The sequence below is a fragment of the Streptomyces erythrochromogenes genome (assembly GCF_036170895.1).
Lineage (GTDB): Bacteria > Actinomycetota > Actinomycetes > Streptomycetales > Streptomycetaceae > Streptomyces > Streptomyces erythrochromogenes.
Map to the genome: position 1 here is coordinate 407,482 of NZ_CP108036.1, position 24,653 is coordinate 432,134.

Consider the following 24,653-nt stretch of genomic DNA (forward strand, 5'->3'; position numbering starts at 1 on the left):
CGTGCCAGGGCTGTGAACTCGGAGTTTCTTCAATCCTTGTGAAAAGTGTTGACGAAAAAAACTGCCGTCGCTGTACTGGCATTGCCGACAGCCCGATCGAGGCTGATCCCGTCGGCTCGCGGGCCTGCGGGCCCGGCGACGATCGCCCTCGGAGGTTCAGGAAGTGACCCCATGAGGGGAGACGGCGTCAGTGTGTGTTCGAGGTGTGACGTCAGCGCCGGGCGCGCCTCGCCGCGTCCCGCTGCCGCCGACCGGGTCGGCGCGGCGTACGGGCCGGCCGCGTGCGAACCCGCCCGGAGGCACGCGGTTGCGCTCTTCCGGCCCGTGCGCGGGCGGCGTCGGGGTAGTGGGGGTCCGCACGGGAAGCATCAGGGGTGTGCGACGAACCCCTGCCGCCCTGGCCGTCCTCACCCTCACCGCCGCCGCGTTGTCCGTCCTCGTACCCCCCGCACCGCGTGCTGCCGCGGCCGGGACGGTCCGGCTGACGAGCTACAACATCTGCGGCAACATGTGCGCCGCTCCCCCGTACGACCGCGCGCGCAGGATCGCGGCCGTGGTCGCCGAGGCCGATCCCGGGGGCTGGGCGGCCGACCAGCTCTTCCTCCAGGAAGTGTGCGAACACCAGTACCGCGAGCTCCTCGACCGCCTGGGTCCGCTGGGATACACGGGGTTCCACTCGGCCACCCTGCCGGGCGGGAACCCGGCCATCTGCGAGGGGTACGCGTACGGGAACGCCGTCCTCGTCCGCGGCCCGGTCTCGGACACGGCGGAACTCGACCTGACGGTGGGCGGCGAACGCGAGCCGATCACCGTGCCCTGCGTCCTGGCCTCCCTCGCGGACCGGCCCACCTGGTCCTGCTCGGTCCACCTCTACTGGGACGACGGCACCCTCGCGGTGCCGGAGGCGGACCGGCTGGCGGCCCGGGCCCACGCCTGGCTGGACGACGGGTTCGCCGTCGTCCTGGGCGGCGACTTCAACCACTCCCCGCGCACGGACACGCTGTCGCGCTTCTACCTGCCGGAGCGGGGCGACGGCGCCCACGGGGCCTTCGTGGAGGCCGACGAGAGCGACCCCGAGTTCTTCGACCCGGCGCTCTGCCCGTCGGCGACGACCACCGCCTGCCGGTCGGGCGAGACGACCTTCGGCCCGAAGAAGCTCGACTACGTCTTCCTCAGCGCCCCGCACGTCCTGGGGGCGACCGCCGACGCCCTGCCCCTCGACACGACGGTCTCGGACCACGACCTCCTGCGCGTCACGGCCACCACCGCCTGACCCTGCACTCCCCGGAGGCGACCTCGCCGCCCCGAGGCGGCGAGGTCGGGCAGGCCCCGTTACGGCCGGTCGGGTGACGGGGCGTCGGTCGGGGGCGGGGTGGGGGTGGTCGGGGCGGTAGTCGCGGTCGGGGCGGGGGCGGTGGGGGGCGTGGCGGCGATCAGGGTCTCCGCGAAGTTCTCCTTGCGCATCCGCAGGTCGACGTAGAGCAGGGCGCAGACCAGCGGCGGGAAGCCGAACTGGAAGAGGCCGCTGATCAGGCCGCCGACCACGATGCAGATCACGTACACGCCGAGGCCGGCGATCGCCACGCTCGGATCCGCGCCCGGCTCGCCCGCGTCCATCATGGACGGCAGGAACGCGGCCATGCCGACGAAGCTGAACGGCATCTGGATGGCGTAGCCCACGGCCATCGCCACGAAGTAGCCGAGCATGGTGATGCCGAACACGCGCCACCAGCCGTCCTTGACCAGGTGGGAGGAGCGCCGCAGCGCCGCGACGGTGCCGAGCCCCTCGCACACGGCGGCGGCGGGCGCGAGGCTGAGGCGCGTCGCGAGCCAGACCGAGACGGGCAGGCAGACCAGGACGCCCAGGATCAGTACGAACAGGCCGGCCGGCGGCCCGGATGCATCGGCGGACATGATGACCAGCGGGATGCCGATCGCGTAGACCAGGAGCATCGGCGCGCCCGCGATCAGCCCGGCGAGCAGCACGGTGCCGAGCACCGAGGGCAGCCGGGACCAGCAGCGGCGCCACATCGCCCCGAACGTCGTGGGACGTCCCAGCACGGCCTCCTGGATCACGGCCGGACCCAGCGCGCTGATCAGCGCCGCGCCCACCGTCACCGTGATCAGCAGGAGCACTGCGGCCGGTACGAAGGCGAGGAGCAGGGCCATCACGTCCTCATCGGCGGCGCTTTCGCCCGGCGGAAGGTCGAAGACGGTGGAGAACCGGTCGAACACGACCACGACGGCGATGCCGACGGCCAGGGTCATGAGCAGGATGGCGATGCCCTGCACGGCGAGCATCATGCCGACCAGGGGCTTCCAGTACCGGCGGAAGGACGCGAACGCACCGCCGAGTATGTCGCCCAGGCTGAGCGGTTGGAGGGGTATGACGCCCGGTTTCGGCGCCGCCGGCGGCACCCAGCCGCCTCCCCACTGTGGCACGGGCTGTCCCGGGTGTTGTGCCCATCCCGTGTTCTGCGACATCTGTGTTTCCCCCTCGGATGAAGGGATACGGTAACCCGCCCCGGGCGGCGGCCGTGCACGGGCCCCGGTCCGACGCCGTCGCCTCCCGCGCAGGTCAGCCCCCTCGGCCCGGCCGCCGCCGCTCGGGGTGCTACGGCCCGGCGGGGGCCCGGAGTCCGGCCCGGATGCGGTACACCACGCTCCGGCGCAGCGGCCCCTCGGGCACGGTGGGGTCGTCGAAGTCGTCGGCCGGGTCGCGGGTCATTCCGATGCGGCGCATCACCGCCTGGGAACGGAGGTTGCCTGCGGTGGTCACCGCGAGGATCTCGGGCAGCGCGAGGGTTTCGAAACCGAAGGCCAGGACGGCCAGTGCGGCCTCCGTGGCGAAGCCGTGGCCCCAGGACGAGCGGGCCAGCCGCCAGCCGGCCTCCACTCCGGTGAACGGCATGTCCTCGTCCACCGGGTCCAGCCCGGTGAACCCGATGAACTCGCCGGTCTCCCGTACCTCGACCGCCCACCAGCCCCAGCCGCGCTGCTCGATGGCGGCCCGGAAGCGGGCCGCGGACGCCTCGCTCTGTTCCCTGGTGAGCACGCCGTCGAAGTGCTCGCGGACTTCGCGATCGGCGTTCATCGCCGCCCAGGGTCGCAGGTCGGACTCCCGCCACTGGCGCAGGACAAGGCGTTCGGTTCGTATCTCGGGCATCGCGCCAACCTAACCGAACGCCGGCGTGGAACGGGCCACGCGCCAGGACCTCGACCCTGCCTCGGGCCGACCGGAGGCAACCTCCGGCTCCAGTTCGCACTCTCACCGGGCGTACCCGGAAGGAGGCTGTCATGAACACCGGTAACAGCGGCGCGGGCCCGAGGCGTCCGCGGCAGATCGAGGCGGCGTGGGCGCTGACACTGGCGGCCGTCGCGGCGGAGGTCCTGGTCTGGGTGTTGGGAGTGTTCGTGGTGGCGCCCACCGGTCTGGACGAGCTGACCGAGTACTCCGGGCGGAGCGGCGCGATCACCCAACTCGCCTGGTCGGCCGGGGTGCTGACCGCCTTCTTGGCCAGCTGGCTGGCCGTGGCCGCGCGGATGCGGGCCGGGCACGGCTGGGCCCGCGCGGTGCTGACCGTCGTGGGTGCCGTGTTCCTGCTCCTCCGCTTCGGCGGCCTCGGCATGGACGCGATCGACCCCGCCTGGTGGGCGGTCGTCAACGCCCTGCCGGATCTGCTGGCCGCGGCCGCCGTCGTTCCCATGTACCTGCCCGAGGCCCGCGCCCACTTCCCGTCGAGGGCGCGGCGCGCGGCCTGAGCAGGGTGCACGACGGCGTTGTCGGAGGTCTGCGCCGTACCGTCCCGCTCGGCGGGACCTCCGACAACGGGCGCGGTCTAGTGGGAACGCGGCCTGGGGGCGGGGCAGGCCTGCCAGGCCAGGTGGTAGAGCGTGCTCACACTCGCGTCGGTGGAGTCCATGGTCATGAAGCTGGTGGCGGCCTGCGGGTTGGACGTGCCCGCGTTCACGCGCAGTTCGGTGTTGATGTTGAAATTGCGTTTCTCACCGCACGGCGCCCAGACGAGATCCGCGTACTCCGTCCTGTCGGTCGCCTGCCAGTTGTCATTGAGCGGACCGTTGAACTGATGGGTGCGCTGGGTGGTCTGCGGCATTCCCTGGAAGTAGTAGTTCGCCTTCTCCTGGCCCCAGGCGCCCGGTTGGAGGAATGCGAATCCCCGGTAGTCCGCCTGGACAATGGCGTAGGTGAATCCCGAAGGAACGTGGACGCGCAGATTGAGCTGGCAGTTCTTGCGGAACCCGGTCGGCGGCGCTCCCGGCCCGACCTGGGCGAGGTAGTCACTGTAGGTGACGGTGAAGGCCGTGTTGTCGGGTGCGACGGCCACTTCCGCGGTGCCCTCCCGACAGCCGGACCCGTTCACCGTGGCGAGTTCGATCACGATCTTGTCGGGCGGTGCGGTGATCTGCGGTGCGGGGCCGGCGGCTCCGGCCGGGGTCGCCGTGGCGATCAGTGCCGCTGCCGCGGCGCCGGTGAACAGCGTGCGGAGCAGGGAATGGGACATCGTTGTCACTCCTGACCGTGATGTGCTGGTTCCGAGGCTCACGCCGTGTCAGACCGCGGGACATTCCTTCCACGCGAAGTGGTAGACCGTGCTGACGCTGCCGTCCGTGGAGTCCATGCTCATGAAGCTCAGGTTCTGCGGGCTCGATGTTCCGGCGTAGACGCGCAGTTCGCTGTTGACGTTGAGGTTGCGCTCCTCGCCGCACGGCGCCCAGACCAGGTCGGCGTACTCCGTCTGGTCGCTCGCCTGCCAGTTGTCGGAGTAGGGGCCGTTGAACTGGTGGGTCCTGCGGGTCGTCTGGGCCATGCCCTGGAAGTAGTAGTTGGCTCGCTCCTGGCCGTAGGCCCCGCGCTGGAGGTGGGCGAAGCCGCGGTAGTCCGCGCGGGCGATGGCGTACGTGAAGCCCTGCGGCACGTGGATCTGGAGGGCGAGCTGGCAGTTCTTGCGGAAATCGGTCCCGCCCGAGCCGGCGCCGGTCTGCGCGAGGTAGTCGCTGTAGGTGACCGTGAACGAGGTGTTGTCGGAGGCGGCGGCGACGCTCGCCGTCCCCTGGGGACATCCCGAACCGTTCACGCCGACCACGTCGACGGTGATTCTCCCGGGCGGATATGTGGCGTTGTGGGCTTGTGCCGGCATCGCCAGGGTCGACAACGCCGCCACCGCCGCGGCGACGGTCATTCTGCGGAGCAACATCCTTGTTTCTCCATTCATCGGGGGCCGCCGATCAATTTCGGCATGGACATGCCACCACGGGACCGTCTGCGGCGAAAGGACGGGATACGGACAACCGCCTCCGGGCGGTGCGCCCGCCCGTTTGCTGGCCGAATTCCGCTACGGCGGCGAAGTACGGCGGCCGCGGCCGTCATGGCCGCCTGCCGGTCGGGGGCGTTGCCCACGATGGACCGGAAAGGCCCGTTTCGGTGGGTCCGACGCCGACGGCGCCGGCCCCACCAGGCTCAGCAGTCTCCGGCGTTCCATGCCCTCCGGGCCCGTGCCCGCCGCCCCGGACCCCGCCCGCACCCGGTACCGCGGACGGCCCCGGGGCGTCGCGACGCAGGTGGGGCGGCGGGGCCGCGGGCCGGTCCCGCACGGGCCCGCCGAAGCCCGCCGGTGCGCAACTTGGCCGGACCGCGCGTGATCACGGGGCCTGCCGCCGCGCGGCGAGGCACGTGTACCGGTCGGCACGGTCCGGAAAGCGGCACGGGGCCCCGTCGGGGCGGCGGTCAGACCGCGGTCAGGCGCACGGCGGCGATACGGCCCGCCTCGTCGAACTCGATCTCCGCCGCGCTGCCGCCGGGAAGCTCGGCGCGGATCCGGTCCCCGTCCTCCCGCGACGGCAGGCCGTGGTACTCCAGATAGCCGGTGACCACCCGCCGGGCCGAACGGCCGATCAGACCCGCGCCGGTCACGAGGTGGCGCGGCAGTGCCACCGCGTCGAGGCCGGCCCGCGGCACCCGGGCGTCGTCCGGCAGGAAGTAGACCTGGCTGTCCGGCCCCGCCGGGAGGCCCAGGTAGCCGGGCGCCTCGGCAACGCCCATGCCCGCGAAGGCCAGCGTCTCCGCCGCCCGCCGGGGGTCTTCGAAGCCGGACAGGTCCAGGACCTCCTCGGTGAACTCGGCGATCCCGTGGGCCCGCCCGTAGCGCTCGATCGCGCCGGTCAGGGCCACGACCTGGCTGCCGCGCAGTCCGGGGTTGGCCCAGCCCCACATCCAGGACCGCTCCCGCATGTCGTACGTGCCCAGCACGGCGACCCGGAGCTGCAAGTCGCCCTGCCGGTACAGACACGCCTCGAGGTCGGCCGTCCAGGGTCCCTCCGGCATGAACCCGGTCAGGGCCTCCAACTGCGCGGCGCCCCAGGCCGCGTGCCGTTCGGCCTCCAGCAGGAAGGCGTCACTGAATTCAGTCTTCATGATCATGCCCATGACCCTATGTGCCGGCGCCTGCACCGACGTCGGTCCGGGGCGGTGGAGCGGGCGCTGCCCTCCGGCCCGGTCGCACGTGCCGCCGCGCAGGCAGCACGAGGGGAACGCGGCCGGTCAGCGGCGGCGGGCTTGCCGGGCCGCCGCCCGGGCCGCCTTCGCCTCCCGTTCGGCCTCCCGGTGGCGGCGGTCGGCGTCCTCCGCGGCGGCCGCGAGGCGCTGGCGCTCGGCTCGGGCGCGCTCCAGCCGTTCCTCCAGCCGTCCGATCTCCTCGTCGAGCGCGCCGAGGCCGGTTCGGGCCTGCGCCCGCTCCGACTCCGCCCGGGCGAGCGCCTCCTCGGCCAGTGCGGCCTCCCGGCCCGTCCGCTCGGCCTCCCTCGTGTCCGGCTCCGGATCGGGCTTCGGCCTCGCCTTGGGCTTGGGCTTGGGCTCCGGCTTGGGCTCCGGCTTCCGCTCCGGCTTCGCCTCGTGTTGCTGCGGCCGGGGCTCCGTGCCCGGTACGGGGGCCACTTCGGCGAAGCCCACTGCCTGGGGCGGCGCCTTCGCCAGCACCCCCCGCGCCCAGGCCTCGGCGGCCTCGGGATCGGCGAGAACGCTGCGCAGGATCTGCTCGACCTCCCGCTGGACCCCCGCGGAAAGCTCCTGCCCCGCTTCGCCGGCCAGGCGACGGGCCTCGCCGGCCATCGCCGCGATCACCACGTGCTGCTGATGGGACAACTTCCGCAGGTCCTCCCCCGACAGCGTCCGGTGCGCCTCGCGCAGCCCCTGGCCGATCTCCAGCAGGTGCCGGGCCTGGTCCGCGTCGGCGCGGGCGAGCCGGTTCGCGGCCCACACGGCGCGCGTGGGCTTGTGCAGGGCGGCGATGCGCTTCGCCTCGGCCCGCTGCCCCGCCTTGCGCGCGGCGGCCGCGTGAGCGTCCCGGGCGGCCGTGAACTCCTCCGGCCTGAGCCCGTACAGCTCGGCTGCCACCGCGTCGACGTCGGCCACAGCACCACTGTCCCCCACCAGCGGTTGCGGTGCGACAGGGGTGTTCCACGGAGCGCCCCGCGCGAAGGCTCAGGCCGGGTCCTTCACCACCTGGGTGTTCTGGCAGGCGGTCAGCAGCCAGGGCCCGTCGGCCTCGCGCGTCATCACGTACAGCGGGGCGCCCTCGCTGCCGTCGGGAGCGTGGTAGACCTGTCGCACCTTCACCGCCGCGACGTCCGGCCGCAGGAACTGCACGTGGACGACCTCGTAGGTGACTTCCCCGTCCCAGGTCGCCCCCGGCAGTACGGCGCGAGTGAATTCGGCTATTTCGTCGAAGCCGATGAGGACCTTGCCGTGCGCCGTGGTCCACAGCGCGTCCGGGTGGAACAACGCCAGGAAGCCCTCGGCGTCCTTGGCCCGCTGTGTGCGTTGGACCGTGGCGACGACCTCTTCGATCGCCTTGATGTCAGCGGCCGCGGCCGCGAGTTCGATGTCCATGGGCTCGATCTTGCTCCCTCAACCACACTTGAGGTCAAGCGATATGATCATATTGGCCGCATGACCACGAAGACCCTCTATCTGCTCTGCTCCGCCGCCCCACCCGTGTTCGACGTCGCCCATGTCATCGAAGACGCCCAGGCCCGCGGCTGGAGCGTGTGCCTCGGGCTCACCCCCACCGCCGCACACTGGCTCGCGGAGAGCCTCGACGGGCTCGCCGCCCTCACCGGCCATCCCGTGCTCTGGCAGTACCCGCTCCCCGGCGAACCGGAGCAGTGGCCGGCGCCCGACGCGCTGCTCTACGCCCCCGCCACCTTCAACACCGTCAACGCCTGGGCCCTCGGCCTCACCGACCGGCTGACCGTCGGCCTCGCCGCCGAAGCCCTCGGCAACGGCACCCCCGCCACCGCGATCTCCTGCACCAACAGCGCCCTCGCCGCGCACCCCCAGTACGAGATCTCCCTCGCCACCCTGCGCAACGCCGGGGTCCAGCTCCTCCTCCACGACAACACCCCCACCGACGCCCCGGCCCCCTTCCCCTGGGCCACCGCCCTGGGCGGCCTCCACACCACCGCCGCCCAGCACTGACGGCGCAGACCACCGAGGGGGAACGAACGTACGAGCAGCGGCTTGCGCGGCGGCGGCTCCTGTCCCATAGTCCGAGGTATGGACGCGCGCGAGGCCGCGCTCCGGCGGGCGCACGAGCATGCCGTCCGGTGGCTCGCGAGCCTGTCCGACCGGCCCGTTCCCGCACGCGCCTCGGTCGACGAGATCGTGCGCGCGCTCGGTACCGAACTGCCCGATGCCCCCAGCACTCCGGCCGACGTCGTCGACCTGCTGGCCACTGCCTGCGAGCCGGGACTGACCGCGTTCCCGAGCGGCCGCTTCTACGGGTTCGTGGTAGGCGGTACGGAGCCTGCGGCGCTGGCCGCGGACTGGCTCGTCAGCGCCTGGGACCAGAACTCCGTGATGCGGGCCGCCTCGCCCGCGTACGCGGCGGCGGAAGAGGTCGCCGGCACGTGGCTGCTCGATCTGCTCGGTCTGCCCGACGGGAGCGCCGTCGGCTTCACCACCGGTGCCACGATGGCGAACTTCACCTGCCTCGCCGCCGCACGCGACGAGCTGCTGCGGCGCGCCGGCTGGAACGTCGCCCGCGACGGGCTCGCCGGCGGTCCGCCCGTGCGCGCGGTCGCCGGGGAAGGCCGGCACATGGCCGTCGACCTGGGCTTGCGCTACCTGGGGCTCGGCGCCCCCGTCCTGGTGAAGGCGGACGATCAGGGGCGCATGGAGCCGGCGGCCCTGCGGGAGGCCCTGGCAGCGGGCGGGCAGGGCCCGACCATCGTGGTCCTCCAGGCCGGAGACATCCACTCCGGCGCCTTCGACCCCTTCGCCGAGACCGTCCGGGCCGCCCGCGAGGCGGACGCGTGGGTGCACGTAGACGGCGCCTTCGGGCTGTGGGCGGCAGCCTCGCCGCGCCACGCGCACCTCACCGCGGGCTGTGCGTCCGCCGATTCCTGGGCGACGGACGCGCACAAGACCCTGAACGTCCCCTACGACTGCGGCCTCGCCGTCGTGCGCGACCCGTCCGCGCTCCGCGCCGCGATGGGGCAGCGCGGCGACTACCTCATCCAGCACGAGCACGGGGACCCCGTCGACAAGGTCCCCGAACTCTCCCGGCGCGGAAGGGCCTTCACGGTGTGGGCGGTGCTCAGGTCCCTGGGCCGCTCGGGGGTGGCCGACCTCGTCGACCGCCTGTGCCGGCACGCCCGCGCGTTCGCCGACGGCATCGCCGCGATCGACGGCGCCCGGGTGCTCAACGAGGTGGTGTTCACGCAGGTGTGCGCCGAGTTCGGCGACGACGAACGCACCGAGCGGGTACTCACCCGGCTGCTCGACGACGGTACGGCGTGGATCAGCGGATCCACCTGGCACGGCCGGCGCGTCATGCGCATCTCGGTGAGCAACTGGTCGACGACCGAGGACGACGTGACGCGCGCGCTGGACTCGATCCGGCGCGCCGCGGCCGGACTCTGACCGACGAGCCGGTCGGTGGACTCCGCGGTGGTCACTTCGAAGGCCACGTCGCGGGTCAGGCCGGCCGCCGCGAAGGCCTGGTCGGACCGTGCCCGGTCCAGTTGCTCGGGTTCGCGCCGGCCCTCGGCTCGATCGTCGCGGGACAGCGGCCCGCGCCCGGCCGCTCAGACGGCCGGGCGGAAGCCGGCCGGCGGACCGCACGCGTCAGTGGACGACGCTGAAGCTCCGCCAGGGGCGGGTCCTGGGAGCCGTCACGTTCGAGAGGGTCGTCGCCACGTAGATCTCGTTGTTCGGCTCGTCGGACTGCTTGCAGTCGAAGTTCTGATACAGGATGACGTCGACGAGGGTGTTGTTCTCGACATGGGTGGCCCCGTCGGGGATGGCGATCCGGTGGCAGCCCGTGACGAGGGTGTTGTTGTAGCTGATCTCGACCGGCGAGTCGTGGCCGCGGAAGCTGAGCTGGCCGACCGTGGTCCGACCCAGACCCGAGCAAGCGGTGGCGCTGAGCAGCAGCGCTGCGGCCCCCGCGATGATCCCGATGCGTCGCCTGTGGGACATGGTGCGGTCCTCGTCTGTGCGGTGGTGTCGGTCCTTGCCCACAGCGTGGCCCGGCGTGGCCCGGCGTGGCTTGCTGTGCTCGGCCGACCGGATGAACGCCAGTACGGAACTGCGGCGGCCGGCCGGTCGCACGCACGGTGTACGCCGCATCGTGGAGACCGCACCCGAGTGCGGCGGCCGGGGGGCGCCGCCCGTCGCCCGGAGTGAGGATGAAGGTGATGAACGGGATGAAGCGCAGCCGCGGACCGCACCGGGCGAGCGGCCGGCGGGAGCTGCGCCGCGATCCGGACCCGCCGCGCGGCGAGGCGGGGTCCGCCCGGAAGGAGCGGGTGCGGGATGCATGAGGAGATGCCGCTGGAGGACCTGATCAGCAGCGCCGCCCAGGACGCCGGCGGATGGCTGGGCGCCCTGCCGGTGGCGCTCATGGCCACCGGCGGCGACGGGACGATCGTGCGCTGGAACCACGGCGCGCAGGAGCTGCTGGGCTACTCCCCGCCCCAGGTGCTCGGACGGCACATCGCGGATCTGCTCCACCCCGGCGCCGACCGCAGCCTGGGCCGTTCCCTGTGGGAGACGGCGGCGACCGGCCGCGGGGTGATGGGCACGGTCACCGCCTGGCACCGCGACGGTCACCCCCTGGAGCTGGAGATCTGGGCCTGCCCCGTACCCGACCGCCGCCACGGCACCTCGGCCGTGCTGGTGTTCGCCGCGGACGCGCACGCGGCGCGCCGGATCCGGGGGGCCTCGGCGGTGTGGGACGGCCTGTTCGCCCGCTCGCCCGTCGGGATCGCGGTCCTCGACACGCAGCTGCGGTTCCTCCAGGTCAACGCGGCGCTCGAGGCGATGAACGGTCTGACGGAGTCCGCCCACGTGGGCCGGCGGCTCGCAGAGGTGCTGCCGGAGGTGAACGCGGGCGAGATGGAAGAAGCCATGCGCCAGGTACTGGAGACCGGCGAACCGGTCCTCAACCGCCGGCGCAGCGGCCGCACCCCCGCCGACCCGGACCACGACCACGTGTGGGCGTGCTCCTACGTACGGGTGGAGGACCCCGGCGGCCGGCCGATCGGGGTGATCGCCTCCCTGCTCGACATCACCACGCAGCAGCGCGACCACACCGAGGCCGAGGCCGGGCGCCGTCGGCTGGCCCTGCTCACCGAGGCCAGTTCCCGGATCGGCGCCAGCCTGGACCTCGAACGCACCGCGCAGGAGCTGGCCGACCTCGCCGTCCCGCACCTCGCCAGTGCCGTCACCGTCGACGTGCTGGACTCGCTCGCGCAGGGCAACGAGCCGGGCATGGGGTTGACCGGGGGTGTCGCGCTGCGGCGTCTGGGCAAGGCCCCGCTGACGGGCACCGCGGTCACCCAGATCCTCGCTCCGCTGGGCCGGACGCTCACCTTCCCCGCGACCGCCCCGTACACCCAGGCCCTCGCGGCCCGCCAGCCGTTCCTGATGGCCCATCTCGACGCCATGGCCGTCGCGTCGGCCGCCCGGCACACCCCCAAGCCCGCGCAGCTGGTCGAGACGGGCGTGCACTCGTTCATGATGGTCCCGCTCATCGCGCGCGGTCTCGTCCTCGGTGTGGCCTCCTTCTACCGCACCCGGCCCTTCGAGCCCTTCGGATCCGACGACGTCACCCTCGCCGGCGAACTCGCCGCCCGGGCCGCCATCAGCATCGACAACGCCCGCCTCTACCACCACGAGCACGAGACCGCCGTCGTGTTGCAGCGCAGCATGCTGCCGCAGCACGTCACGCCGCCGCCGGGCATCGAGATCGCCCACCGCTACCTGCCGGCCAGTGACGTCAACGAGGTCGGCGGGGACTGGTACGACGTCGTCCCGCTCGCCGGAGGCAGGGCCGGTCTGCTCATGGGGGACGTGATGGGGCACGGCATCGCGGCCGCCGCGGTGATGGGGCGCCTGTCCGCGACCGTCCGCGCCCTCGCGCGCCTCGACATGCCGCCGACGGCGCTGCTCCACCAGCTGGAGGCGACCCTCGCCGATCTGGCGGAGCCGATGCTCGCGACGTTCCTGTACGTGGTCTGCGACCCGGCCACCGGCCACTGCACGATCACCCGGGCCGGCCACCCGCCTCCCGCGGTGGCGGAGCCCGACGGGACGGTCTACCTGGTCAAGACCCCGCCGGGGGCGCCGCTGGGCGTCGGCGGGGTCACCTTCACGACCACCGACATCACGCTCCCGAAGGGCAGCCTGCTCGTCCTGTACACGGACGGGCTGATCGAGGCGCGCAACCGTGACATCGACGAGCGTCTGAGCGAGCTCACCGGCCTCCTGACGGAGCCCCTCCAGCCGCTCGACCACCTGTGCGACTCGCTGATCGCCCACCTCGTCCCGGCGTCCGCCGACGACGACATCGCCCTGCTGACGGCCCGCATCGGCGCGAACCACCCGGGCGGCCCCTGAGGCGGCCCGGGCGCGCCTCAGGGCCCCGCCGGTCACATGTGGCGGTCGGAGGCGTCGAAACGGGCCAGGGTGAGGGCTCCGGCGCGCAGGGAGTCCTCCAGGGCCCTCTGGACGGCCTCGTCCAGGCCGCCCAGCTCGTGGGCGACCTCCTCGGTGGCGTCGCGCGCGATCTCTGCGGCCAGCTCCCCGGGCGGGGTACGGGGTCCCAGCTTGCTGACGGCCGACGCTGCGCGGGCCGGGGTGAGCAGGCCGGTGCCGTGGGCGAGCAGCCAGCCGGGGACGCCCGCGGCGCCTTCGGGGGGCGTCTGGTAGGGGCGCGCGCCGTCGAAGCGTGCGTCCTCGGCGAAGGCGGGCTGCTTGGACTTGGCCATGGACCGGGCGGGCCCCCGCGACTCCCCCGCGGGTTTGACGACCAGGCCCTCCGCCAGGTTGTCCGGCAGCGCCGGCAGACCGAGCAGGCCGGGCAGCCGGGTCGGGAAGAGGACCGGCAGTTCCTGGAGCCGGGCGAGCGGCCCCTCGGCCAGCAGCGGCACGCAGAGCAGCCCTGCCGGGCCCGCCGCGGCGCGCAGGGTGCGGTCGCCGACCCAGCGCGGGCCGTCCTCGTCGGCGACGGTCGCGTCGAAGGGCAGCCAGATCAGATCGGGGGCGTACCAGACGCCGGTCTGGACGGCCGCCGCGCCCGGCACGGCCGGTACGTCGGGGTGGGGGTAGCGGCCGCCGGCCAGTTCGCCGTACAGGGTGACGGGCGCCGTGGGCGCGGCGCCGGTGGCGTCCCTCAGGTTGTGGGCGCAGCGGGTGGCCGCGACTGCCAGGGCGGGCCAGATCCGGCCGACGCCGAAGAAGTCGTCGAGTCCGCCGTCGCCGAGCAGCTCGCGCCGCTTGGCGGGGTGTGCGCCCGCCGCGTCGCAGACGACGGCGAAGTTCGCTCCGTGGATCTTCTCGTGGGCCACCCAGGTCCGGCCGCGGGCCTCTCCCAGCCGGGTGTTCGCGGGGATCTTCGGGTACGGGGACCAGTCGGTTTCACGGTGCACCGGGCGATGGTAGCGATCACTGCCCGTGCCGGTCAGGTCCTTTTCGCCCCGCCGAGGGGCGCCGTCAGAGGGGGTCCACGTCCAGGAAGGCCGTGAGGACGGCCTCGCCGCCGCCCGGGGTGCCCGGCAGGGCCAGTTCCGCCCAGATGACCTTGCCCTCGGGCGTGTAGCGGGTGCCCCAGTGCTCGCTGAGCTGCGCCACGAGGAACAGTCCGCGCCCTCCCTCGTCCGTGGTGGCGGCGTAGCGCAGGTGGGGGGCGGTGCTGCTGCCGTCCCACACCTCGCAGGTCAGGTTGTGGTCGCGCAGGAGCCGTACCCGTACGGGCTCGCTTCCGTGCCGCAGCGCGTTCGTGATCAGCTCGCTGAGGATCAGTTCCGCGGCGAAGCCGAGTTCCGTCAGGTCCCATTCCTCGAGCTTCTTGGCGGCGACGCTGCGCATGGCGCCGACGGCGCTCGGCTCGAAGGGCACGTCCCACTGGGCGACCCGGTCGGGGCCGAGGGTCCGGGTCCGGGCGATGAGCAGGGCCACGTCGTCGGTCGGCCGGGCGGGGAGCATCATGTCGAGCACGGCCCGGCAGCTGTCGTGGGGGTCCCGGTCGGGGTGGCTCAGTGCCGCCCGGAGCAGTTCCAGGCCCTCGCCGATGTCCCGGGTCCGCTCCTCCACCAGGCCGTCGGTGTAGAGGACCAGCTGGCTGCCTTCGGCCAGGTCCAGTTCCGCGGTCTCGAAGGGCATGCCGCCCAGGCCCAGCGGGGGTCCGGCCGGCAGCTCGACGATCTGCGTGCGGCCGTCCGGGGCGACCAGGAGCGGAGGCAGATGGCCCGCCCGGGCCATGGTGCAGCGCTGGGACACCGGGTCGTAGATGGCGTACAGGCAGGTGGCGCCGAGTACGCCGCCGTCCGCGTCGTCGGAGTCCCCGTTGTGGTCGTGGTCGATGCGCTGTACGAGGTCGTCCAGGCGGGCGAGGATCTCGTCGGGCGGCAGGTCGAGGGAGGAGAAATTGTGCACGGCGGTGCGCAGCCGGCCCATGGTGGCCGCGGCGTGCAGGCCGTGGCCGACGACGTCTCCGACGACCAGGGCGACGCGGCTGCCGGGCAGCGGGATGACGTCGAACCAGTCGCCGCCGACCCCCGACTGGGCGGGCAGGTAGAAGTGCGCGACGTCCATGGCGCTCTGTTCGGGCAGCGCGCGTGGCAGCAGGCTGCGCTGGAGCGTCACGGCGAGGGCGTGTTCGCGGGTGTAGCGGCGGGCGTTGTCCATGCTGACGGCCGCGCGGGCGACGAGTTCCTCGGCGAGGGACAGCTCGTCCTCGTCGAAGGGCTCGTGTTTCTGCGACCGCCAGAAGTTGACCACTCCGAGGACGACGCCCCGGGCCATGAGGGGGGCCGCGATGAGCGAGTGGATGCCGTAGTCGACGATGGCGCGGGCCCGCGGCGGGTCCTGGGCCTGCCAGCCGGGCGCCTTCGACAGGTCGGGTACCAGTTCCGCCCGTCCGGTGCCGTAGCCGCGGGCCTGCGGGGTGGACGGCAGGAAGTCGATCAGCCGGCCGACGGGGTAGAGGGGGTGGTCGGAGCGGATGCCGCTGATCGCCGTGCGGCGCATGTCGGCGCCCGGGGCGGGCTCGTCGCCGTCGATGACCTGGTCGGCGAGGTCGACGGTGACGAAGTCCGCGAAGCGGGGCACGGCCACGGCGGCGAGTTCCTCGGCGGTGCGGACCACGTCGAGGGTGGTGCCGATGTCGCCGCCCGCGTCGTAGAGCAGTTTGAGGCGCCTGCGGGCCGTCTCGGCCCGGGTGGTCAGGATCTGCATCTCGGTCGAGTCGCGGATGGTGACCACCGCGCCCTCGGGCCGGCCGCGGGGATGGGTGGGCCGCTGGTTGACGACGAGCAGGCGGTCGCCGGAGCCGATCACCTCGTCGGTGGCCTCGCGGCCGGAGAGCAGCAGGTCCGACATCCGGCGCTCCAGGCCGGGCACGTCCCCGATGGGGCGGCCCTCGGCGTCCTCGGCCAGGCCGAGCAGGCGTTTGGCCTCGTCGTTGGCCAGCAGGAGCTGTCCGTCGCCGTCGGTGATCACGACGCCTTCGCGGACGGCGTGGAGCACCGCGTCGTGGTGCTCGTACATGCGGGTCATCTCCTGCGTGCCGAGCCCGTGGGTCTGGCGGCGCAGGCGTCTGCTGATCAGCCAGGTGCCGACGGTCGCCAGGGCCAGGCCCGTGGCGATGGCCAGGAGGATGACCGGGAGCTGGCGGTCGAGGGCGCCGGTGACGTTCTCGACGGTCAGGCCGGCGGACACCAGGGCGACGACCTCGCCGCCGGGTCCCTTGACTGGGACCACCGCCTGGATCTCCTTGCCGAGGGGGCCCTCGACGCTCTCGGTGTGCACCTTGCCCTGCAGCGAGGGCTCGATGTTTCCGACGAACCGTTTCCCGATGCGGTCCGGCTGGGGATGGCTGTAGCGGATGCCGTTGGTGTCCATCACCACGATGAAGTCGACCCCGGCGGCCTTGCGCGTCTGCTCGGCGAGGGGTTGCAGGACCGTGGAGGGGTCGGACGTCTTCAGCGCGGGTTGGAGGCCCAGCTGGTGTGCGAAGGTCTCCGCGACGGCCACCGAGCGATTGCGTGCCTCGCGGTCGATGTCGTGCCGCGACTGGAGCACCAGGGCCAGCAGGGCTCCGGCCGCGAGCAGGACCACGATCGCCACCTGGAGGACGAATACCTGGCCGGCGACGCTTCTGAATCGGTTGCCTAGAGGTGACCGCACCGACGTGCCCGGCACGGGTGGCGACGAGGAATGGTCACGAACCCAGTTGTAGCACTTCCGGGCCTCCATGGCGCCCGGCATGCACAAAGCGCGCCGGGAGTGTCACGCCTCGTCCCGTTCCGCCGCTCATGACGTACGGGGTGCGCCGGCGGCGCTGAGGTGCCGGGAGGGGGCGCTGGCGGGGGCGCCTGCGGGGGCGGGCGCGGCTTCGGCCGTCCGCGCGGCAGAGGGGGCCTCGGGGGCCGCCGGGGCCGCGGGCGTCGTCGGGGCCGGGGTCTTGGCTCCCTCGGGCACCTCCGGGGTGCAGACGACCTCGTCGCGCGGGGTGTAGTGGGTCTGGAACTCCTCGTTTCGGACTTCCTTGCCGCCCTGGACGAAGACCCGGCCGACGGTCACGTCGAAGCCTTCGAGCGGGGTCTGGACCTCGCAGGTCGGTCCGTTCCCGGTGCGCTTCTCGGGCTGCGTGATGTTGGTGCGCGGTCCCTTGGTCGCGCGTATCTCGTCGTACTTCTTGGTGCCGAGGAGGGTGATGGTCAGCGAGGTGTCGGTGGATTCGGCCTGTATGTAGACGGCATTGCCGGAGTCGTTGATCCAGCGCAGGTCGAGGGTGCCCCACGCGACGGTGGCCTCGCGGCCCTCGGGGTAGCGTTCGATGTAGAAGGAGTGGGCGCCGTGCTCGACGGGCTTGAGTCCCGCGAAGAAGACGGCGTTGTACATGGTCGTGGCGACCGCGGAGACGCCGCCGCCGGGCGACTTCACGTACTGGCCGTCGTTGATCATGATGCCGTCGACGAAGCCGTTCTCCTTGGTGCGCTCACCGACCGTGCGGTTGAAGCTCCACTCCTTGCCCGGCTGGACGAGGGAGCCGTTGATGAGCTCGACGGCGCGGCCGATGTTGGTGCTGCGGTACGGGGCGGCCGGGAACTCGACGGTGAAGGAGGAGATCTTCTCCTTGATGCCGATCCGTCGTGCCTCCTCGCTGCTGAGCTCCGGCTGGACGGCCACGGTGGCGACCTCGCCGCTGCGGGCCGCGCCCGTGCGGGTCAGGAGCGGCAGGACGGCCTTGCCGAGCGCCTCCTCGGTGACCTTCCGGCCCGCACGGCTCTGCTGGGCCATGACCACGGTGCCGTCGGGGCCCACGCGGGGCGCGGCGTCGAGCGGCGGACGGCTGACCTCCTCGATCGGGCGGGCCACGGCGGGTTCGGCGAGCAGCCCCTTGGAGTCGAGGGCGGGGACGAGGCGGCCCTGGGCGTCGGGTCGCATCTTCAGGTGCTCGCCGAGCACGGCCGGGGTGATCGACATGCTCTGCCCGGCGACGGTGAGCGCGACGGGACCCGACATGGCCGGCTGGGCGAACTGCTTCAGGGCCCGTCCGGTCTCCTCGGCGCCGACGGCCGGCTCGGTGCGCTCGACGGGCAGTACGACCGGGGCGGTGTCGGTCCGCAGGTAGGCGTCACGCAGGGTGCCCAGGGCCCGGTCCTCCACGAGGCTGATACCGGTCAGGGGGGTGACGGCCTTCGCCGCGCCCTTCTCGAAGGCGATGGCGCCGTCGCGGGGTGCGCGGGCGGTGGTCTCGGCGATGCGGTCGACCGCGGCGCGGCCCTTCTGCTCGTCCGCGCGGATCACGGGTTCGAGGTCGCGCCGGCCGGAGGCGAAGAGGCCGCCGATGACGGTGACGGGGTCGTAGCCCTTGCGCACGGCGCGGTCGACGGTCGCGGCGGTGTCGAGGGACAGCCCGAGCGTGGCGGGATCGGCCTTCTCGACGCGGTCGCCGATCTTCATGGCGACGGGCGCGGCGGCGGTGGGGCCGAGCTCCCGGTCCAGCGTCCGGCGGGCCTGGGCGGCGGTCATGCCGCCGATGTCCACGCCGCGCACGCGCGTGCCCTGGTCGACGTCGCCGCCGGCCACGAGTCCGGTGACATAGAGGCCGCCCAGCCCGAGGACGACGGCTCCGCCCGCCACCATCGGCAGGGCCGTCCGCCGGTTGCCCGTCCAGCCGCGCACGCGTCCCATGTCACTCCCAGTGGCGCCGACCGTCTCCGGACGACGCGGGCCGCTCACGCGGCACATAGACGACAGATACCGCCAACCATGATTGCCCCAAAAGGGGCAATTGAGGGACGAATGTAATGGTTCTCACGATCCCGGCACCACCCCGGTGCGCCACCCCGCGATCGACAGGGCCCGGCGGTCGCGTGCACACGCCAAGGGGACCCCCGGCAGCCCCCCGGGGGCCAACTCGGCGCTCCACCAGGCTCGTTGCCCCAGTCCGATCATCGGGATAGATTCTGGAAAATGTTTCCGGTTCGAGCGGGGCAGGCGACGTGTTGGAGCTGACGGGGAGCGGAGCCGAGCCGCTGGAGGCGGAGGATCCGCGCCGGATCGGGCCGATCCCGCTCGCGGGCCGGCTCGGGGCCGGCGGCATGGGGCGGGTGTACCTCGGCGTCCAGGAGGGCCGGTACGTAGCCGTCAAGCAGCTGCTGGCCTCCGTGGTCGGCGAGGACGAGGACTTCCTGCGCCGCTTCGGGCACGAGCTGGACAACCTCGCCAGGCTGCCCGCCGGCGCCACCGCGCCGCTGCTCGCCGGGGACCGCACGGCGCGGCCGCCGTGGTTCGCCACCGCGTACGTCCCCGGGATCACCCTGCGGGAAGCCATCACGCTGCACGGCGGACCGCTGCCCGCGGACGCGCTGTGGCTGCTGCTGCGGGAGGCGGCGGCGAGCCTGGCATCGGTGCACGCGCAGGACATGGTGCACCGCGACCTCAAGCCCTCGAACGTCATGCTGACCCTGGACGGGCTGACCCTCATCGACTTCGGTGTCGCCCGGGCCGCCGAACAGAGCCAACTGACCAGGACCGGCATGGTCGTGGGCACTCCCGCCTACATGGCACCCGAGCAGGCCTCGGGGAAGCGGAAGCTGAGCGGCGCCACCGACGTGTTCGCGCTGGGCTCGGTACTCGCGTACGCGGCGTGCGGCCGGCCGCCCTTCGGGGACGAGTCGGGGCACGGCGTGCTGTACCGCATCGTCCACGAGGAGCCCGATCTGGAGCCGCTGCGGGACCTGGAGCCGGAGCTCGCCGAGCTCGTCGAGGCCTGCCTCGCCAAGGATCCGGACGACCGGCCCACGGCGGCAGACCTCCTCGAACGCGCTTCCCGGCAGGGCCCGTTCACCCAGCCGCTGTGGCCGGTGGCGATCGACGAGCGCCTCACCGAACGGGCCGCGTTCGCCGCGGACGTGCACGACCTCGACGTACCCACGCTCTCGCTCACCGACGGGAAGCCGGACCCGGCGCAAGCAGCGGAGCCCGCGGCTCCCGGGCCCGGGGCGACACCCGCCGCCGGGCCGCGCCCGGACGCACCCGAGCGGCGCGAGCGGCGCGAGCGGCGCCGCCGCACGCGTGTCCTCCTCGCGGTCCTTCCCGTCGTCGTGGTCTCGGGCGGTACGACGCTCGCCATCCAGTACTTACCGCACGTGTCCGCGCCGCGGGCCGAGGCGCAGGACACCCCGGCGGCTCCCGTGACCGCCCCGGCGGACCCGGCGACGGCGGGCGGCGGCAACCCGTCCGGTACGGCCCCGGCCGCGCAGCCGCCGGCCCGGGACCCGGGGCAGGCACCGGGCGCCGCGGGCGGAGCCCCGGTCACGGCGGTCGGCGGCACCGGAACCGGCCCCGGCCCGGGTACGGTGCCCGGCGGCGGCAGCCAGCCCGGCTCGGGCGGCGCCGGAAGCTCGGCGAACGCAGGCGGCAACGGTGGCGGAGCCCGCCCGTCCGCCGGGGGAACCTCCACGGCGCCCACCGCGGCCCCCGCGCAGCCTCCCCCGCTCCCCGACTCCGGGACCTACCGCTACCGCAACGGCAACAACGGCAAGTGCATCACCCAGGTCTTCGGGGCCGCGGACTTCGCCGACTGCGCCAACGGGTCCGCCCGCTGGACCGTGCAGAGCCGGTCGGACGGAAGCTTCAAACTGGTCAACCAGCAGAGCGGAAGCTGCCTGTACTCCAACGGACTCGGCCAGGCCGTCTTCGTCGGCGACTGCGCCCAGGACATCGGCCGGGTGTGGCGCACGGGTCCGGGCGGCAGCCTCCGCAGCGACCTCGGCGGCGGCTGCCTCGACCTCGGCATGAGCAGCGGCCTCGTGACCAGGACGTGCGGCGGGGAGGCGTCCCAGCGCTGGACGAAGCAGAGCTAGGCCGTCCCTTCCGGATCCTGCCGACGCGCCCGCGGCCGGTGCTTCCTCAAGATCGACGGGATGGCAGACTGGCCGGCCGTGCAGCGAACCGAGAGGACGGACACCATCGTGCGACGGCAACGAGGGCGCACCACCCTGGCGTCCCTGGCCACGGCGGCCTTGGTGACGGCGACGGCCACGGCGTGCGGGGGCCCGTTCCAGGACCTCGGCCCGCTGCCCCCGCGCTTCTCCGGCCCGCCGCTGCCCGCGGACGCGGTGGTGTCGGAGATGACATCGGTACTGGCCGCGGAGGGCATCACGGTGGCCAGGCAGCCCTCGGAGGTCCTGGGCCGGTGCACCGAACGTCTGATGGGCCGCCACGCGCCCGCGACGGTGGACTCCGCCCTCAAGGCGGCCGTCGAACGGGCCCGTTCCGAGCGCGGCTGGCAGGCCGGCCCCGACCTGGGCAACGGAACGCTGACCCTGACCAAGGGCAACTGGACCGCCCTGACGGCCCTCCCGTCCCCGGAGCCCGGGCGTGGGATCGAGTCGCTGGTGATCGTGTCCCTGACCTGCGTGGACGCAGGCAGCCCCACCGCGACCACCACGCCCACCCCCGCGCCGACGTCTTCCTGAAGCCCGTGCCGCCGGGGCACCCGGCCGCCGCCGCCCGGCACGCCCTCGCTGTCAGTGCCGGTCCGTACCGTTGGCCACCGGCCAGCGGACGATCAGGGGCGGGACGGCAGTGAAGGATTCCATCGGCGGGACCGAACGCCTGCGCACCGCGCACCGGGCGGCGCTCGACCACCTGCTCACCCTCGTCGCCGGGTCCCCGCTGGGCGATTCGCTGGTGCTGCGCGGGAGCATGGCGATGCCCGCGTGGGTGGGCGCCGACGCGCGCGAGCCCGCGGACCTCGACTGGATCGTCCCTGCGCCCCTGCTCGTCCCGATCGACCCCGGGCACCCCCATCCGTACGTGGAGGACCTGGCCGTCGTACAGCAGTGGCCGGAGGCGGCCGACGGCGCCGACCGGTACGAGATCTGGAGGTTCGAGGAGTTCGACACCCGGGGACTGCGGCCTGCGGTGCCGCCCGAGGGCCTGCACTGGATCCCCGAAGCGGAGCCGGAGGACCGCCCGCCGCACGAGACGCTGCTCGACCTGGTGCGCGAGCGGCCGGAGGCAGCGCCGGGCGTGGTGCTCGACGCGGACGCCGCCCGGGAGGACGGCACCTGGACCTATACGGAGTACGACTCGCCCGGCCTTCGCGTGGTCGTGCCCTGGGAGGCGGACGGGCTCCCGGCCGGCGAGGTGCGGCTGGACTTCGCCCGCGACGAGCGGCTCCCCGAGCCCGCCGTCCTGACGGCGGTGCCGCGTGGTGACGGCTCCGGGTCCACCGTCGTGCGCACGGCGGGCCGTGAGCTCTCGCTCGCGTGGAAGCTGCTGTGGCTGCACGCCGACTGCGCCGCGGAGGGCCGGGCACGGGCCAAGGACCTCTACGACGCCGTGCTCCTCGCGGAGTCGCCGGCCACGAGGCTGTCGCCGCGGCTGCTGCGCGAGGTGTTCCGCCGCGAGCCGGGCGACACGGCCGTCACGGAGGCGCTGCGCCTGGACGCCGTGGCGCTGTGGTCCGTGGACTGGGAGGACTTCCGCGCGGACCACCCGCGGGTACGGGGTACGGCCGAGGCGTGGCTGGAGCGCCTGGGCAGGGCGCTGGAGCCGGTGCTGGGCCGCTAGGCCGTCCCTTCCGGACCTTGTCGGGCCCGCGCCGCCCGGCACCGCACCTCATCCCCCCCGGACTGCGGCCGGGGCGACCCCCAGGGAGGGCTCCGGGGTCGTCGCGGTGGCGCAGACGGGGCGGGTCCGGGCGGAGTAGGAGCGTGCGGCCACGAGGAGGGCGAAGCCCAGGCCGCCGAAGGCCGTTCCGCCGAAGGCGGCCAGCCAGAGGGTCCCGGAGAGGGTGGCGCCGAGATCCGTGTCGAGTCGGGGCGGCGGTATCACTCCGAGGGCGGCGAGCGGAGCGTAGATCACCAGGAAGACTCCGTACACCGACAGGCCGAGCGCGGTCAGCCAGGCCGGGATCAAGGGCAGCAGACGCGGGACACGGCGCCCGGAGAGGAAGAGCGTCCAGCGGGGGAACACCTGCCCCCACGGGTACATCAGCCCGGTCAGGAGGAAGAATCCCAGTCCCGCGGCCAGCACGGTGAAATCCACACCTGCCCCGGCAAGCCCTTGCGCCACCTCGGATCCCCCGGAGTTCGACTCCTTCCACTTCGCGGCCGTGATGCCGAGCGCATCACCGCCCAGTGTCCAGATGGTCTTGGCACCGGCCCACGGCAGCATCCCGCACATCAGCAGGTAGGCCAGCCTCCTGGTGCGCCGGGAGGCGGTCGTGGCGCCAGGACGGACGAGTGGGGCGTCGTGGCCGCCGGCGTGCTTCCGGCCGCAGCGGGGGCATACGCCGGCCAGCCGCCTGCGGTACGACAGAGCGACGAGGACGAGGACGGCCGTGAGGGCCGTGCTCAGCAGCACATGGGCCAGGCCGGTGGCGCTCTCAAGCCCGGAGCCGGCCGCCAGGGTGACGAAGTAGGCGGGCAGAGCCGTCGAGCCCGTCGCGAACACGGGGGTGGTCAGGAAGAGGACACCCCGCACCGCTGTCCGGGCGGGCCGGCCCAACGGTCGCACGGTGGCCCGGCAGGCGACGCCGGCGGCGACGGCCAGACCGGCCAGGATCAGCTGGGCAAGGGGCGAGTGGGCGGTGTGCAGGGTGAAGGGCACCGTGGTGCCCGTCACGGCCCAGGTGGCCTCGACCACGGTGTACACCGCGCCACAGGTCACCGCGGCGGCGGGCGCCCACTCGGGCCACCGCCGTGTCCACCCGGTCCGGCGGGGTGTCGGGGCGAGGCGCAGTGCCCCGTCGTGTGTCCGTGTCGTTGCGGGGGTGGGCACCGTGACCTCCAGCTTCCGTGAATCCTCACCAGCCATGCTCGGCCGGGTCCGATTCCGGTCGCATCGGCCCCACGGACCGTCTCCCTCCCCCGCGCGGGGGAGGGAGACGTGGGCCGTCCCAGGCCTGCCGAAGCCCGCGGAGCGGGCGTTGCGCTCCGGCAGGCGTCCGGGACGCGGGATCAGAAGGCCCGCAGGAGGTACTTGGTGCGGAAGCCGCCGCTGGTCGAGCAGTCGAGGGTGCTCTGCGTGCCCGTGTAGGTGAAGCCGGAGGGGACGGTGCACGCCCACAGACCGGTTTTCGGAGTGCGCAGGAGGTACTTGGTGCGGAAACCGCCGCCGGTCGAGCAGTCGAGGGTGTTCTGGGTGGAGGAGTAGGTGAACCCGTCGCCCACGGTGCAGGCCCACAGCCCGTCGGCGGGCGGCTGGACGAAGTAGTAGGTGCGGAAGCCGCCGTCCCCGCAGTTGAGGGTGTTCTGGGTGGAGGTGAAGGTGTAGCCGGGCGGGACGGTACAGGACCAGAAGCCGGCGGCTGCGCCCGCCGCGTCCCGGGCCCCGGGTGCGGGTGAGGCGGACGCGGTGGCGGGGACGAGGGCGGTGGCCAGCATGACGGCCGCACTGCCGCCGGCGAGCAGCAGCGTACGCAGTTTCGATCGGATCACGGGATGCACTCCTGGCTCGTCGTTCACGGGTCGGAACCGTGCGGAGGGAGGCGCCGGGATCTGCTCCTTCCCCGGGCCTCCGCGGGGCGCGCGCTGGAATGCTGGCAGGCGCATAGGCCGCGGGCAAGGGCGTCCCTGCTCCTCCCCACCCACTTCCGGCCGCCTCGGGC

General features: G+C 73.4%; 21 protein-coding genes. 8 read left to right on the top strand and 13 right to left on the bottom strand.

The genetic code is table 11. The features are described from left to right. Positions 1-376 precede the first annotated feature (376 nt). Positions 377-1,273, top strand: coding sequence for an endonuclease/exonuclease/phosphatase family protein (locus OHA91_RS02025; RefSeq protein ID WP_328738419.1), 897 nt, complete (start codon positions 377-379; stop codon positions 1,271-1,273). Between the two features lie 59 nt (positions 1,274-1,332). Here OHA91_RS02025 and OHA91_RS02030 read toward each other — a convergent pair whose 3' ends face one another. Further along, positions 1,333-2,442: a hypothetical protein gene (locus tag OHA91_RS02030; RefSeq protein ID WP_328738420.1), complete on the bottom strand. Its 1,110-nt coding sequence runs from the start codon at positions 2,440-2,442 to the stop codon at positions 1,333-1,335. A gap of 172 nt (positions 2,443-2,614) precedes the next feature. Continuing rightward, complete coding sequence (locus OHA91_RS02035) at positions 2,615-3,166, bottom strand: GNAT family N-acetyltransferase (RefSeq protein WP_266496230.1); 552 nt, start codon at positions 3,164-3,166, stop codon at positions 2,615-2,617. A gap of 131 nt (positions 3,167-3,297) precedes the next feature. On the opposite strand from OHA91_RS02035, the gene OHA91_RS02040 reads away from it, so the two are divergent. Continuing rightward, entirely contained in the window at positions 3,298-3,762 is a 465-nt protein-coding gene (locus tag OHA91_RS02040; protein WP_266496229.1) for a hypothetical protein, read from the top strand. A 77-nt stretch (positions 3,763-3,839) separates the two neighbouring features. Here OHA91_RS02040 and OHA91_RS02045 read toward each other — a convergent pair whose 3' ends face one another. From OHA91_RS02045 to OHA91_RS02065, 5 genes are all read right to left on the bottom strand, one after another. Then, positions 3,840-4,523, bottom strand: a complete 684-nt coding sequence (locus tag OHA91_RS02045) for a DUF4360 domain-containing protein (RefSeq protein WP_266496228.1) — start codon at positions 4,521-4,523, stop codon at positions 3,840-3,842. A 48-nt stretch (positions 4,524-4,571) separates the two neighbouring features. Beyond that, positions 4,572-5,216 carry a DUF4360 domain-containing protein gene (locus tag OHA91_RS02050; protein ID WP_328738421.1) on the bottom strand — a complete coding sequence of 215 codons (645 nt, stop codon included), beginning with the start codon at positions 5,214-5,216 and terminating at the stop codon, positions 4,572-4,574. Positions 5,217-5,746: 530 nt separating this feature from the next. Beyond that, entirely contained in the window at positions 5,747-6,439 is a 693-nt protein-coding gene (locus OHA91_RS02055; RefSeq protein WP_308288993.1) for a DUF6882 domain-containing protein, read from the bottom strand. Between the two features lie 120 nt (positions 6,440-6,559). Continuing rightward, positions 6,560-7,429, bottom strand: a complete 870-nt coding sequence (locus tag OHA91_RS02060; RefSeq protein ID WP_328738422.1) for a hypothetical protein — start codon at positions 7,427-7,429, stop codon at positions 6,560-6,562. A gap of 69 nt (positions 7,430-7,498) precedes the next feature. Next, a complete protein-coding gene (locus OHA91_RS02065) occupies positions 7,499-7,906 on the bottom strand; it encodes an SgcJ/EcaC family oxidoreductase (protein WP_328738423.1) in 408 nt (135 codons plus the stop codon). Positions 7,907-7,966: 60 nt separating this feature from the next. Here OHA91_RS02065 and OHA91_RS02070 point away from each other — a divergent pair, with 60 nt between their 5' ends. Beyond that, positions 7,967-8,494: a flavoprotein gene (locus OHA91_RS02070; RefSeq protein ID WP_328738424.1), complete on the top strand. Its 528-nt coding sequence runs from the start codon at positions 7,967-7,969 to the stop codon at positions 8,492-8,494. Between the two features lie 78 nt (positions 8,495-8,572). Then, positions 8,573-9,940: a pyridoxal phosphate-dependent decarboxylase family protein gene (locus tag OHA91_RS02075; protein WP_328738425.1), complete on the top strand. Its 1,368-nt coding sequence runs from the start codon at positions 8,573-8,575 to the stop codon at positions 9,938-9,940. Between the two features lie 204 nt (positions 9,941-10,144). Here OHA91_RS02075 and OHA91_RS02085 read toward each other — a convergent pair whose 3' ends face one another. Beyond that, a complete protein-coding gene (locus tag OHA91_RS02085; RefSeq protein ID WP_136228359.1) occupies positions 10,145-10,498 on the bottom strand; it encodes a hypothetical protein in 354 nt (117 codons plus the stop codon). Between the two features lie 336 nt (positions 10,499-10,834). Here OHA91_RS02085 and OHA91_RS02090 point away from each other — a divergent pair, with 336 nt between their 5' ends. Next, positions 10,835-12,919 (top strand): SpoIIE family protein phosphatase, encoded by a 2,085-nt coding sequence (locus OHA91_RS02090; protein ID WP_266496216.1) that lies wholly within the window; start codon positions 10,835-10,837, stop codon positions 12,917-12,919. A 32-nt stretch (positions 12,920-12,951) separates the two neighbouring features. On the opposite strand, the gene OHA91_RS02095 is transcribed toward OHA91_RS02090, so the two are convergent. The 3 genes from OHA91_RS02095 to OHA91_RS02105 all read right to left on the bottom strand — a co-directional run bounded on the left by OHA91_RS02095 (position 12,952) and on the right by OHA91_RS02105 (position 18,721). Then, positions 12,952-13,950 (bottom strand): RNA ligase family protein, encoded by a 999-nt coding sequence (locus tag OHA91_RS02095; protein WP_328738426.1) that lies wholly within the window; start codon positions 13,948-13,950, stop codon positions 12,952-12,954. A gap of 64 nt (positions 13,951-14,014) precedes the next feature. Then, positions 14,015-16,648: a SpoIIE family protein phosphatase gene (locus OHA91_RS02100; protein WP_328738427.1), complete on the bottom strand. Its 2,634-nt coding sequence runs from the start codon at positions 16,646-16,648 to the stop codon at positions 14,015-14,017. Positions 16,649-16,834: 186 nt separating this feature from the next. Continuing rightward, on the bottom strand, positions 16,835-18,721 hold the full coding sequence (locus OHA91_RS02105; RefSeq protein WP_328738428.1) for a VanW family protein: 1,887 nt from the start codon (positions 18,719-18,721) through the stop codon (positions 16,835-16,837). 311 nt (positions 18,722-19,032) lie between these two features. On the opposite strand from OHA91_RS02105, the gene OHA91_RS02110 reads away from it, so the two are divergent. The 3 genes from OHA91_RS02110 (at position 19,033) to OHA91_RS02120 (ending at position 22,612) form a co-directional block, all read left to right on the top strand. Continuing rightward, on the top strand, positions 19,033-20,898 hold the full coding sequence (locus tag OHA91_RS02110; RefSeq protein ID WP_328738429.1) for a serine/threonine-protein kinase: 1,866 nt from the start codon (positions 19,033-19,035) through the stop codon (positions 20,896-20,898). A gap of 60 nt (positions 20,899-20,958) precedes the next feature. Continuing rightward, positions 20,959-21,513, top strand: coding sequence for a hypothetical protein (locus tag OHA91_RS02115; protein WP_328738430.1), 555 nt, complete (start codon positions 20,959-20,961; stop codon positions 21,511-21,513). A 109-nt stretch (positions 21,514-21,622) separates the two neighbouring features. After that, on the top strand, positions 21,623-22,612 hold the full coding sequence (locus OHA91_RS02120) for a nucleotidyl transferase AbiEii/AbiGii toxin family protein (RefSeq protein ID WP_328738431.1): 990 nt from the start codon (positions 21,623-21,625) through the stop codon (positions 22,610-22,612). Between the two features lie 48 nt (positions 22,613-22,660). Here the strand turns inward: OHA91_RS02120 and OHA91_RS02125 are convergent, their stop codons facing one another. Both OHA91_RS02125 and OHA91_RS02130 read right to left on the bottom strand, forming a co-directional pair. Continuing rightward, positions 22,661-23,698, bottom strand: coding sequence for a hypothetical protein (locus tag OHA91_RS02125; RefSeq protein ID WP_328738432.1), 1,038 nt, complete (start codon positions 23,696-23,698; stop codon positions 22,661-22,663). Positions 23,699-24,003: 305 nt separating this feature from the next. Further along, the gene (locus OHA91_RS02130) at positions 24,004-24,483 is read right to left on the bottom strand and encodes a hypothetical protein (protein ID WP_266496195.1); all 480 of its coding nucleotides are present in this window, start codon (positions 24,481-24,483) and stop codon (positions 24,004-24,006) included. Positions 24,484-24,653 lie beyond the last annotated feature (170 nt).

Bases quoted from the DNA above. Each gene is read 5' to 3' on its own strand.
- OHA91_RS02070 (WP_328738424.1), top strand. From the start codon at position 7,967: ATGACCACGAAGACCCTCTATCTGCTCTGCTCCGCCGCCCCACCCGTG.
- OHA91_RS02035 (WP_266496230.1), bottom strand. From the start codon at position 3,166: ATGCCCGAGATACGAACCGAACGCCTTGTCCTGCGCCAGTGGCGGGAG.
- OHA91_RS02050 (WP_328738421.1), bottom strand. From the start codon at position 5,216: ATGTTGCTCCGCAGAATGACCGTCGCCGCGGCGGTGGCGGCGTTGTCG.
- OHA91_RS02040 (WP_266496229.1), top strand. From the start codon at position 3,298: ATGAACACCGGTAACAGCGGCGCGGGCCCGAGGCGTCCGCGGCAGATC.
- OHA91_RS02055 (WP_308288993.1), bottom strand. From the start codon at position 6,439: ATGATCATGAAGACTGAATTCAGTGACGCCTTCCTGCTGGAGGCCGAA.
- OHA91_RS02085 (WP_136228359.1), bottom strand. From the start codon at position 10,498: ATGTCCCACAGGCGACGCATCGGGATCATCGCGGGGGCCGCAGCGCTG.
- OHA91_RS02075 (WP_328738425.1), top strand. From the start codon at position 8,573: ATGGACGCGCGCGAGGCCGCGCTCCGGCGGGCGCACGAGCATGCCGTC.
- OHA91_RS02045 (WP_266496228.1), bottom strand. From the start codon at position 4,523: ATGTCCCATTCCCTGCTCCGCACGCTGTTCACCGGCGCCGCGGCAGCG.
- OHA91_RS02065 (WP_328738423.1), bottom strand. From the start codon at position 7,906: ATGGACATCGAACTCGCGGCCGCGGCCGCTGACATCAAGGCGATCGAA.
- OHA91_RS02115 (WP_328738430.1), top strand. From the start codon at position 20,959: ATGGCAGACTGGCCGGCCGTGCAGCGAACCGAGAGGACGGACACCATC.
- OHA91_RS02090 (WP_266496216.1), top strand. From the start codon at position 10,835: ATGCATGAGGAGATGCCGCTGGAGGACCTGATCAGCAGCGCCGCCCAG.
- OHA91_RS02105 (WP_328738428.1), bottom strand. From the start codon at position 18,721: ATGGGACGCGTGCGCGGCTGGACGGGCAACCGGCGGACGGCCCTGCCG.